The organism is Brevibacterium sp. VCM10 (genome assembly GCF_000583215.1).
GTDB classification, from domain to species: Bacteria; Actinomycetota; Actinomycetes; order Actinomycetales; family Brevibacteriaceae; genus Brevibacterium; species Brevibacterium linens.
Map to the genome: position 1 here is coordinate 52,570 of NZ_JAJB01000042.1, position 11,403 is coordinate 63,972.

At 66.7% G+C, this 11,403-nt stretch carries 7 protein-coding genes; 2 read left to right on the forward strand and 5 right to left on the reverse strand.

Features of this window, described 5'->3' with window-relative positions; genetic code table 11:
- Positions 1–9 precede the first annotated feature (9 nt).
- The 3 genes from glmM to rplM form a co-directional block, all read right to left on the reverse strand.
- Entirely contained in the window at positions 10–1,362 is a 1,353-nt protein-coding gene (gene glmM / locus AD89_RS0112955) for a phosphoglucosamine mutase (RefSeq protein ID WP_025779543.1), read from the reverse strand.
- 249 nt (positions 1,363–1,611) lie between these two features.
- Positions 1,612–2,121, reverse strand: a complete 510-nt coding sequence (rpsI, locus tag AD89_RS0112965) for a 30S ribosomal protein S9 (RefSeq protein ID WP_025779545.1) — start codon at positions 2,119–2,121, stop codon at positions 1,612–1,614.
- A gap of 32 nt (positions 2,122–2,153) precedes the next feature.
- Positions 2,154–2,597: a 50S ribosomal protein L13 gene (gene rplM, locus AD89_RS0112970; protein WP_025779547.1), complete on the reverse strand. Its 444-nt coding sequence runs from the start codon at positions 2,595–2,597 to the stop codon at positions 2,154–2,156.
- A gap of 269 nt (positions 2,598–2,866) precedes the next feature.
- On the opposite strand from rplM, the gene AD89_RS0112975 reads away from it, so the two are divergent.
- Positions 2,867–5,335 carry a hypothetical protein gene (locus AD89_RS0112975; RefSeq protein WP_155807442.1) on the forward strand — a complete coding sequence of 823 codons (2,469 nt, stop codon included), beginning with the start codon at positions 2,867–2,869 and terminating at the stop codon, positions 5,333–5,335.
- Positions 5,332–7,491 (forward strand): hypothetical protein, encoded by a 2,160-nt coding sequence (locus AD89_RS0112980; protein WP_025779551.1) that lies wholly within the window; start codon positions 5,332–5,334, stop codon positions 7,489–7,491. Before AD89_RS0112975 ends, AD89_RS0112980 begins: the two co-directional genes overlap by 4 nt.
- Positions 7,492–7,789: 298 nt before the next feature.
- Here the strand turns inward: AD89_RS0112980 and AD89_RS0112985 are convergent, their stop codons facing one another.
- Positions 7,790–10,438, reverse strand: a complete 2,649-nt coding sequence (locus AD89_RS0112985; protein WP_025779552.1) for a bifunctional metallophosphatase/5'-nucleotidase — start codon at positions 10,436–10,438, stop codon at positions 7,790–7,792.
- A 219-nt stretch (positions 10,439–10,657) separates the two neighbouring features.
- Positions 10,658–11,403: tRNA pseudouridine synthase A (locus tag AD89_RS0112990; RefSeq protein WP_025779553.1), on the reverse strand; the 746-nt coding region annotated here is incomplete at its 5' end.

Sequence of the window (11,403 nt, forward strand, 5' to 3'; positions counted from 1 at the left end):
ACGACCGCTCTACAGCGCGAGGTGCTCCTTGACCGATGCGGCCAGGCGCTCGGCCTGGGCGGCGGCGGCATCCTCGGTGGCAGCTTCGACCATGACGCGGATGAGCGGCTCGGTGCCCGAGGCACGCAGCAGCACGCGACCGGTATCGGCGAGTTCGGCTTCGACGGCGGCCACCGCGGCGGCGACCTGCGGGTGATCGACGTTGTTCTTGTCCACGCCCTTGACGTTGACGAGCGCCTGCGGCAGCTGCGGGATCTCCGCGGCGAGGTCGGCCAGGGTGCGCTTGGCATCGGCCATCCGCTTCATCAGGTGCAGTGCCGTCTGCACACCGTCGCCGGTGGTGCCGTGATCGAGCATGAGCACGTGTCCGGACTGTTCCCCGCCGAGTGCATACCCGTCGGCGAGCATCCGTTCGAGCACGTAGCGATCGCCGACAGCCGTCTGCACGGTGCTGATGCCGTACTTGTCCATCGCCTGCGTCAGGCCCAGGTTCGACATGACGGTGGTGACCAGGGTGTTGCCGCGCAGCTCACCGAGCTCCTTGAGCCCGATCGCGAGGATGCCCATGACCTGGTCGCCGTTGACGACTCGGCCCAGCGAGTCCACGGCCAGGCAGCGGTCGGCGTCACCGTCGAAGGCCACGCCCAGATCGGACTGGGTCTCGACGACGAGGCGCTGCAGCGGTTCGAGGTGGGTCGAACCGACACCGTCGTTGATGTTGAAGCCGTCGGGTTCGGCGGCGGAGACGATGACTTCGGCGCCGGCCTGACGCAGTGCGGCGGGTCCGACGATGGAGGCCGCACCGTGAGCGCAGTCGACGACGACCTTGAGTCCCGACAGCGGGCGCACATTGTCGGCGTCGACACAGCGCACAAGGTGTTCGGTGTACTCGTCGGCAGCGGCCGGGTAGCGGGCGATCCGACCGACGTCCGCGCCGGTCGGACGATCCCAGTCCTGGTCGAAGATGGCGAGGATCTCGTCTTCGACGGCGTCGTCGAGCTTCGTTCCTCCTGCGGCGAAGAATTTGATGCCGTTGTCGGGCATGGGGTTGTGGGAGGCGGAGATGACGACGCCGAAGGCGGCACCGGTGTCCTTGACGACCTGGGCGATGCCCGGCGTCGGCAGCATGCCCGCGTCGAGGACGTCGACTCCCGTCGAGGCGATGCCGGCGCTCAGTGCGGCGGAGAGGAATTCGCCGGACACGCGAGTGTCACGTCCGACCACGGCGAAGGGGCGCTTCTCGCCCGTCCAGCCGCGGCTGAGCACGCGCGAACCTGCGACCGAGAGCTGGAGCGCGAGTTTGGCCGAGATGTCGCGATTGGCCAGTCCGCGCACTCCATCGGTGCCGAAGAGTCGAGACATGGTGGGGATCCTTTCGTCAATGTCGGAGTCGATCTTAGTCGATCCGCGGGGTGTCGGCCGTGATATCGGCACCTTCGCCGAGGCGGCCGAGTGCACCTGCGGCCACGTCAGTGACCGTGTGAGATGAGTCCGGATATGAGAAATGCGGCCCCGAACCAGGTTCGGGACCGCATTCTCATGTTCATGATGCTGAACTGTCGATGACTGCGACTCAGTGGCAGACCAGCCGCAGTCGGTTCGCCAGCGAGATCAGCGCTTCGAGAACTGAGGTGCCTTGCGGGCCTTCTTGAGACCGGCCTTCTTGCGCTCAGGAACGCGAGCATCGCGGCTGAGGTATCCGGCCTTCTTCAGCTCGGCGCGGTTGGACTCCGCGTCGATCTGGTTGAGCGAACGGGCCACGCCGAGGCGGACGGCGCCGGCCTGGCCGGAGGGTCCACCGCCGGAGATCCGGACGATGACGTCGAAGCGTCCGCCCAGGTCGAGCAGGGTGAAGGGCTCGTTGACGAGCTGCTGGTGCAGCTTGTTCGGGAAGTACTCTTCGAGAGTACGTCCGTTGATGGTCCACTCACCGGTGCCGGGGACGAGGCGCACGCGAGCAATTGCCTGCTTGCGGCGGCCGACTCCGTTGCCGGGAGCGGTCAGGGACTGTCCACGTCCACCGGCGGTGCTTTCGCCCAGGCCAGCGGATGCGGGAGTCTCGGAAGTGTATTCGGTGATCTCTTCTTCGACAGTTTCTGTCGCGTTGGTGGTATCAGCCACGGTTCTCCTCGGGATGTCTAGAGCTCAGGCGCTTACTGCGCGACCTGGCTGAGTTCGTACGGCTGCGGATTCTGAGCGGCGTGCGGGTGCTCGGCACCTGCATAGACCTTCAGCTTCTGCATCTGGGCACGTCCGAGACGAGTCTTCGGGACCATACCGGCGACAGCCTTCTCGACTGCACGCTCGGGGTGGGTGGCGAGGAGCTCGGCATAGTTCACGCTCTTGAGACCGCCCGGGTAACCGGAGTGGCGGTAAGCGCGCTTCTTCTCGAGCTTCGCACCTGTCAGCGCGACCTTGTCGGCGTTGATGATGATGACGAAGTCACCGGTGTCCGAGTTCGGAGTGAACGTGGTCTTGTGCTTGCCGCGCAGGAGCCGTGCAACCTGCGAAGCAAGGCGACCGAGCACCTGGTCAGTGGCGTCAATGACGTGCCACTGGTGCTCAACGTCACCGGGCTTAGCTGTATACGTACGCAAAAGTAGCCTTCTTTTCGTATCTGTGTTCAGTGCAGCGCCGGGTCCTCATCGGGTCGTGAGTCCAATGGGTCTCAAGCGCTGGTTGTCTTCAATCGGGTGAACCTATCGACGCATTCCCCTCACCTACGGGCCTGCAACGCATGAGGCTATGTAAGGGAGTGCGACAAGCACACACAACGACAATCAAATATACATGGCCGCAGGCCCGGGGAGCAAACGCCCAGAGCGGTCTCAGGGCTGCTCGAAACCTGAGCCGATAGTATTGATCTGTGCCGACTCATTCCAGCCTGCTCTTCCGACTTCCCGCATTGAGAATCCTGATGCTGGGTCTGCTGTTCGGGCTCCTGACGGCAGGCCTCGGACTCGGCTCCGCCTCCGCGTCGGCATCAACCGACGGCTCGGCATCAACGGACAGCACGGCATCGACCGAGGATTCGGCTGCCAACGTCAGCGCATCCTCCGCGCAGTCCACCGACACCAGCAGACCCCCGGCCGGGCAGACGGTCGTCTTCGGCATTCCGGGTCTGACCATCGATGATATCGATCGCGAGCGCACCCCGAACCTCTACCGCCTCCTCTCCGAGGGTGCGGCCGCGAATCTCAACGTGCGCACGATCGGCGCGGCCACCTGCCCGGCATCGGGTTGGCTGTCCTTCGGCGCGGGCGCCCGCGCGCAGGCCGGCCCCTCCCCCGCCGCCGAGGATGCCGACGCCGATGACTCGGCCAGATGCCCGACGATGATCGCCCCCACCACGGACAGTTCCGTGGACGCCGAGGACGGGGCCGCCTCGGCGAAGGACGCCGACGACAGTGATGAAGCTCATGCCGACGAATCCGCTGCGGGAGCGACGACCGCGCGGATCGAGGGCTTCGACGCGGTCACGGAGCCCAACATCGGTTCCGGCTACACCGTCGACTACGGGATGCTCGCGCGCACCGTCATCGACGCCGGTGAAGCCGTGCCCGCCGGCACCACCGCAACCGATGCGCACTCCCTGCTCGAACCCTGCGTCGCCGCCGAAGGTCCCGGCGCAGCCTATGCCACCGCGGACGACGACGGGGTGGTGACGAACTTCACGGAGGATGCGACCGCCACGGACTGCCGCCTCGGCGTCGTCGACCTCGGTGCGATCGGCATCCGCTCCTGGCTGTTCGACCCGATCCCGAACTACTCCTATACGGTTCCGCCGGATTTCGATCGGGAGGCCCGCGTCGCCGAAGCCGACCGCCGCCTCGGCGTGCGTCTGCAGGAAATGCGGGAGAACGCGAAGGACGGGGCCGCGGATCCGACGATCATCGTCGCCGGCCTCGGTGACAGTTCCGGTCTGCCGCAGCTGCGGGCGTTCATCGCCGCGGGCCCGGGCTTCGAACCCGGGTCCCTGTCCTCGGCGACGACCCGCACCCCGGGGCTGCTGCAGATCACGGATCTGGCACCCGGCATCCTCGATGTCCTCGACGTCGATTCCCCGCGCGCCGTCGGCTTCGATTCCACCCCCACCGATGATGATCCGCAGCAGCGCATCGACGATCTCGTCGCCGAGGCGCAGAAGTCGACGACGATCCACCAGAATCTCTCGACGTTCTCCATCACCCTCGACATCATCTTCTACGTCCTCTTCATCGCGTGTGCGATTCTGCTCAACCGCTCCATCCTCGGTCGCCGAGGCGGCGCCACCCGAGCTGCCCACGTCCACCGCTTCCTCGGCTGGGTGTCCCTGGCCGTCGCGTCGCTGCCGATGGGGGCGTTCCTCGCCGGGCTCGTACCCTGGTCGCGGACGGCCGATCCCGGACTCGGCCTGTTCCTCTCGGTCGTCGGCACGGCTGCCGTCCTGTTCGTCCTCGCCCTCATCCCACCGTGGGGGCGGACCTGGCGGGGACGGGTCGGCGCTCTGGCCGGGGCGAACCTGCTCATCCTCGCTGCCGACCTGGCCACCGGGTCCCATCTGCAGGCGAACTCGCTGCTCGGCTACAACCCGATCGTCGGCGGCCGCTACTACGGGCTCGGCAATCAGGGTGCGGCGATCTTCATCGTCAGCCTCTTCATCTTCTTAGGTGTCGTGGTGTCGTGGCTGCGGGCGCGCGGCCGGCGAAAAGCCGTGATCGTCGTGCCGATCGTCATCGGTCTGGCAGCCGTGTTCGTCTCCGGGAACCCGTCCTGGGGTGCGAAGTTCGGCGGCACGATCGCCATCCTCGCCGGCCTCATGGTCCTGGTGGCGCTGCTGACGAAGATCCGACTGACTCTGCTGCGCCTCGCCCTCATCGGTCTGTCTTCGCTGGCGATCCTCATCGGCATCGCCTTCCTCGACTGGCTGCGCCCGGCCGGGGCACGCTCACACTTCGGCACGTTCTTCGACCAGATCGTCACCGGTGAGGCCCTGCAGGTGATCGGCCGCAAGCTCGGCGCGAACCTCCACATCATCCAGATCAACCCGGCCCTGGCGATTGTCACCCCGCTCGCGGTCATCGCGATCCTCATCTTCCTCCGCTACCTCCTCCACTTCCCCCGCGTTCACGCGGGCAGCCGCACCGGGCGCCTGGTCAACAAGTGGCGGGGTCGGCTCCCCCAGCTCTTCGCCGATTCCGACCTGCACTATGGATTCCTCGCCGCCGCCACCGGGCTCGGCGTCGGGCTCGTGCTCACCGATTCCGGGGTCGCCGTGCCCTCGACCGGGGCCATGGTTCTGCTGCCCTTCCTGCTGGCGCTCAGTGCTGAACACGACGAGGAGGCCCACCGATGAGCGCCCCCGTGACCTCCCCGGCCACCCGAGTTCTCCTCGCGATGCTCGCCATCGCGCTGCTCGTCCTCGGTCTGCCCCACGCCGGGCAGGCAGCCCCGGCCGCGGGCCCGGCTTCGGGCGAGGGTGAGGGAGGGGCCCCCTCCGCGAAGTCCGGGGTCGTGTCGATCAACGTCTCCGGGTTCCGCTTCGAGGACCTCGACCCGCGCACCACACCGCACCTGTGGGTGCTGATGAAGGGCGGGCAGATCGGGACGATCACCCCGCGCAGCGTGCGCTCGACGAGCTGCCCGGTCGACGGCTGGCTGGGGCTCGGATCGGGACGGCGAGCCGCCGACGAACCCCGCGATCAGTGCCGCGTACCGGCCTCGCCGCTCGACGGCTGGGTCGCCGATTGGGACGTCTACGCGCAGGTGGCCCGCGGTGACAACTACGATGCGTCCCTCGGGGCGCTGGCCGAGGCGGTGCCCGATATCCGCGCCTTCGGCAACGGTGCCGCGATCGCTGCCGCCTCCCCTTCCGGCCATGTCGAGAACTGGTCGCCCGTTGGGCCCGACCTGGGAACGGACGTGGCGAAATCGGCCTCTGACGGTGAGCTCACCCTCGTCGATCTCGGCAACACCGCCGCCGACGGCTACTCTCTGAAGAATCTCGATGCACAGGTCGGGGACATCCTCGAATCGACGGGGTGGATGAGTGCGGATCGGCCGAACCGCCTCGGCGAGGGAACCGTTCCCGTGGTGTTCTCCTCGATCGCCGACGGCACGCACGAAGGCTCGTCGATGCAGGCGACGATGATGGTCGAACCGGGAGCGCCGGCGGGGCTGCTCACCTCCTCGTCGACGCGGCAGCCGGGGCTGGTGCAGGTGCCCGACCTGGCACCGACGCTCGTGGCTCTGTCAGGGGCCGAGGAGATGGACAATGCGGCCGGGGCACCGATGACCTCGGGAGCGCACGGATCCGATTGGCACTCGCGCTATCAGGCCGTGCTCGACCGCCAGGTGGCGGTGAAGACGCAGAACGATCTGTCGACCTGGTTCTTCCCCGTCGTTGCCACGCTCATGGTCGGGCTGCTGGCATTGGCGTGGTTCATGCGCAAGAACCACCGGGAGCTCGTCCATTCCGGGGCGTACCGCCTCGGTGTCGTGTTCGCGGCGATGCCGATCTCGACGTATCTGGTCAACACCGTGCCGTGGGAGCGGGCGACGAATCCGGACATCGCGATGCTCGGTGCTCTGGCGGGGTGGTCGCTGCTGCTCGGCGTGCTGGCGCTGCTCGGCCCCTGGCGGCGGCACACGTTCGGGCCGGTGCTCTTCGTGTCCACCGTGACCGTCGCCGTGCTCGCCTACGACGTCCTCACCGGGTCCCAGCTGCAGATGTCGACACTGCTGGGCGAGCCGCTGCTCATCGCCTCCCGGTTCTACGGGATCGGGAACTCGGCGCTGGCGCTGTACTGCTGTGCGCTGCTGCTGGCGGTCGCAGGCTTCGCGTCCCTGGTGTCGAAGCCGCTGCACCGTGTTCTCATCGTCACTGTGCCCGTCCTCGTCTCGTGCGTCATCTTGGCCGCTCCGGGGTTGGGGACGAAGTTCGGGTCCGTGCCGACACTCATCATCGGGGTGGCCTACCTCGTGCTGGCTGCGGCGAGCATCCGGTTCTCACTCAAACGGCTGGGGCTGACGGTGGGCATCGCCGGTTTCGTCATGCTCACCGTGCTGTTCCTCGACTGGCTGCGACCGGCCGATCAGCGCACGCACTTCGGCCGGTTCTTCGATTCGATCATCAGCGGGCAGGCGCTCAGCGTGCTGGCTCGCAAGATCGGGATGAACATCGACATCCTCACCCAGTCGTGGATGACTCTGGTGCTCCCGCTCATCATCATCGGCGTGTTCTGGATGGCGCTGGATCCGCAGCGTTTCCGGCTGCGGGGACTCCAAGACACCTACCGGCGGGTTCCGCTGTTGAGAGCTGCGATGATCAGCTTGGCGATCCTGTTGGGCGTCGGCACCCTCATCAACGACTCGGGCATCGTGGTCCCGGCAGTCGGCATCCTCTTCCTCGTCCCGGTGCTCACTCACCTCGAGACTTTCCGCGCCGGCCGCCCACCGGTCCCGGCGGCCGGTGCCGCCTCCGGTCCCGGCAGCCGGTGGCGCCTCCGGTGACGCAACGCAGCACTCCTGACTCTGCGAGCATCACGCACCGGCAGCGTCAGCAGCCGCACTTCCTCGCAAACCACCCCCGCAGCGACACAACGCCCCTGTGCAGCGGCGCTTATTTGCAAGCAGCGCGCGGGTGCGGCACTACCGGTGAGGGATACCCCGCGAAGACGACTCTCCGATCGAAAAGCGTCTGCGGACGACGGCAGGGCCGACGACGGCGGGGCCGGAGAGATGAACTCTCCGGCCCCGCCGGTCTCGGCGATGGTCTCGCCTGAGCGTCAGGTGGTGCTGAGCAGCCGACTCAGCTCTGGAGGCTGAGCTTGCGGCGGCGGACGATCGTGACCGCTGTGCCGCCTGCGACGATGAGAGCCAGAGCCGCAGCGACGATGTTGAAGGTCTCGAAGCCGGTGCGCGGCAGGTCGCCGCCGTCCTTCGAACCGTTCGCGTCGGCCCCGGAACCATCGGCCGAACCACCGTCGGCAGACGCATTCGCACCGTCGGCTCCGCCACCGGCATTCGACGAACCGTTATCGGATCCATCGGCCGCGCTGTCTCCGCCGTCAGCGTTGCCGCCGGCCGCGCTGTCTCCGCCGTCAGCGGCACCGCCGTCGGCATTGCCACCGTCGGCCGAACCGTCGGCCGAACCGTCGTCGCCGGCCGAGGCGTTCGCGTCGTCACCGACGGCAGCGGTGGCTTCGAACTCGTGAGCCAGCGGCAGCGGGTTGTCATCCCACCACGGACCCTCGGCGTTCGCCTGCACGCTGACCGTGACGGTCACTTCGCCGGACGCATCTGTCGGCGCGGTCACGGTCACCGGAGTCTCGGACTCCCCCGCCGGAATCGAGTCGAGCGTGATCGTCGTGGCAGCCGCCTCGGCGCTGACCTCGGGAGCCTTGCCCTTGGTGACGCCGGCGGTAGCCGACTGGGCCTTGGACTGTGCGGCCGCCTCGGCGGTATAGCCATCCGGCAGGTCGACGGTGACGTCGACGGGACCGGGGACCTCGGACTTCGCATCCGTCTTGAGCACGAACTCGGCGCTCTCGCCCGGCTTGATGGCCTTAGGCCCGGTCAACTCGGCGGTCAGCTCACCATTGTCGATGACGTCCTTGGCCGCGTCGGCCTGTCGTTCGTTCTTGTCCGGGGCAACGTCCTCGCCCTCGGCCTGGTGCTTGTTGAAGTAGTTCTCCCAGGTCTCGAAGTCGGTGAGTCCCGACTGTTCGAAGTCGCCCTTGGCGAAGGAGGTGTAGTTGTCACCACCAGCGGCGAGGAAGCTCAGCGTCGCAACCCGGTAGTCCTTGTTCGGATCGATCTCCTCGCCATCGACCTTGACGGACTTCACGTGCTCGCCCTTGTCCGCGTCGCTGTCGTAGACGACGTCGACGTCATCGGAGACGCCCAGGTGGAGGAACGGGCGCGACGCATCGTCGGGCTGCCACTGTTCCTCGAACACGCCGATGACGTCCTCACCCTTCAACGTCACAACGCCGTGGTCGTTGGCGAAGGGAAGCACTCCGTTGAGTTCGGCGACAGTGACTTCGCACTTGTCCTCATTGTTGTAGATCTGGTCGCAGAGCAGGTCGGTGCGCAGTCCGCCAGCGTTCGTGACACCGAAGTCAGCTTCTTCCAGCTGGGTCTCCTCGACACCTTCCTTGAGCGCATCGGCAACGAGGTTGCCCAGCGTGGACTCGGCACCGCGGTCTTCTTCGCCGTCCTTGGTCGCTCGAGTGATGTCCTCGCTGATCGTTCCGGTGACCTCGGAACCGAGTTCCTTGGCCTTCTCCTCTGCGTCACTGATGATGCCGGCGACCTTGTCGACGACCTCGGAGTCATAGCTCTTGTCCTCGGTGTCGATGAGGTCGATGCCGCTGGCCTGCCAGTTGCTGTTCCCATCGACCCTCATGGTCACCTGCCCGACGTATTCGCCGTAGCTGCCGGCCTCGATGACGGGACGAGTCCGGTCGGGTTCGCCGGGCACAGGGGCTTCGAAGGCATACGGCATGTGGGTGTGACCGGTGAACATGGCGTCGACCGAGGCATCGGCCTCCGTGACGAGCTTCTTGAACTCGGCGTTCGACGCTTTCGCTTCCTCGAGGCTCTCGGTCGATGACGCACCGAGGTGGGCCTCCACAACCGTCATATCCGGCTGTTCGTCCTCGGGCAGGCTCTCGAGATCGTCAGCGACGCGGTTGACTGCGTCCGTGGGATCGCCGAAATCGAGATCGGCGATGCCGTCCGGGGAGACGAGCGAGGTCGTGTCCTTGGTGACGACGCCGATGACGGCGATCTTGACCCCCGCCACGTCGACGATGGAGTACTCGTCGAGACCGTCGACGACGTTCTGGGTTCCCTTGTCGTAGACGTTGGCTGCCGAGTACGGGAAATCGGCTTCGTCGCTCACGCGGCCTGTCAGGTCATCGATGCCTTTGTCGAATTCGTGGTTGCCGACAGCCGAAGCGTCGAGTCCCATGGCGCCCAGGACATCGAGGGTGGGGGTGTCGTTCTGCGACGAGGAAGTGTAGGTCGAGGCGCCGATGTTGTCACCGGTCGACAGCAGCGCGGTGCCCGCATTGTCGCCGCCGGTGCCGAACTTCGCGCGCTCGTCTTCGACCACCGAGGCGACTTGAGTGCCTGCCTCGGAGATGCGTCCGTGGAAGTCGGTGATGTTGAGCAGCTGGACCGCGGTGCCCTCGGGCGCCGACTGCGCAGCGCTGCCGGAGTCCTGCTCATCGCCGGCGGCATCCTCCGCCGTCTCGGACTTGCCGCCGGTGGATGATTCGTTCGACGACTGCTCGGGGTCAGCGGGCGCCGATTCGCTCGGCGTCGTGACGCTGTCTGCGGCGGAGTTTCCGTTGCCCAGAGAGGGGGCCGCAACGGCCGGTGAGAGGCCGGGCAGGGTCAGCATCGACACTGCAGCGCCGGCACCCAGCACTTTGGTCACAAGTTTCGACATGTATTCGGTTCCTTCGATCGTTCAGTGAAGCGCACATCAACCGTGCTGGTGGGGATGAAGACGGATTCCATCCTGCAGTGCCAATGCGAACTGAAAGTTACTTACATGTGAATCTACACAGGATTCTCACACCTGGAAAGAGGAATTCTCACATAATCGAGAATTGCGCGATAGAAGGCGTCTTGATGCATCGGCCGACGCACCCGCCGAACCCCCGGCCTATTCGTGGTCGCGGCGGGCCATCGTCTGGGCGTTCCGAGCCGCGTAGTCCTCGGGTGCCGGGTAGCCGACCTCGGTGAGGACGAGCCCTTCGGCAGGCGTGACGAACATTGGCACATCCGGGGTCAGCCCGGCGTCCGCCTCGGCGATGAGCTCGGCGGGGCGGGTGACGTCCCAGCTGCCCGAACCGACCTTGATGAGCCCGCCGACCAGGGCTCGGACCATGTGGTGGCAGAAGGCGTCGGCGCGCAGATCGATGGTGATCACAGCGTCCTGGTCACGCTCGACTCGCAGCTCATGGAGCGTGCGGATCGTCGTCGCTCCCTCGCGGGGTTTGCAGAACGGCAGGAAATCGTGGAGTCCCTGGACCTCGCTCGCGGCCTCGGCCATGGCTTCGGCGTCGAGCTCGCCCTTGTGGCGTGGCGTCACCGGAGTCAGCAGCGGGTCGATGAAGGACCGGTGGTCGGCCAATCGGTACCGATAGGACCGCCACAGCGCGGAGAACCGAGCGTCGAAGTCCTCGGACACCTCGGTCACGGCGTGGACGACGATGTCGTGGAACTCACCGGCGGCGAGGACTCCACGCAGACGCGAAAGCAGGGCCACCTCGGCGGATCGATTCGACTGGCCGATGAGCTTCTCGATCGCCGCATCGCCCAGATCGATGTGGACGACTTGGCGGCGGGCGTGGACGCCGGCGTCGGTGCGGCCGGCGACGACGGTGGCCACCTCGGTGCCGGTGATCC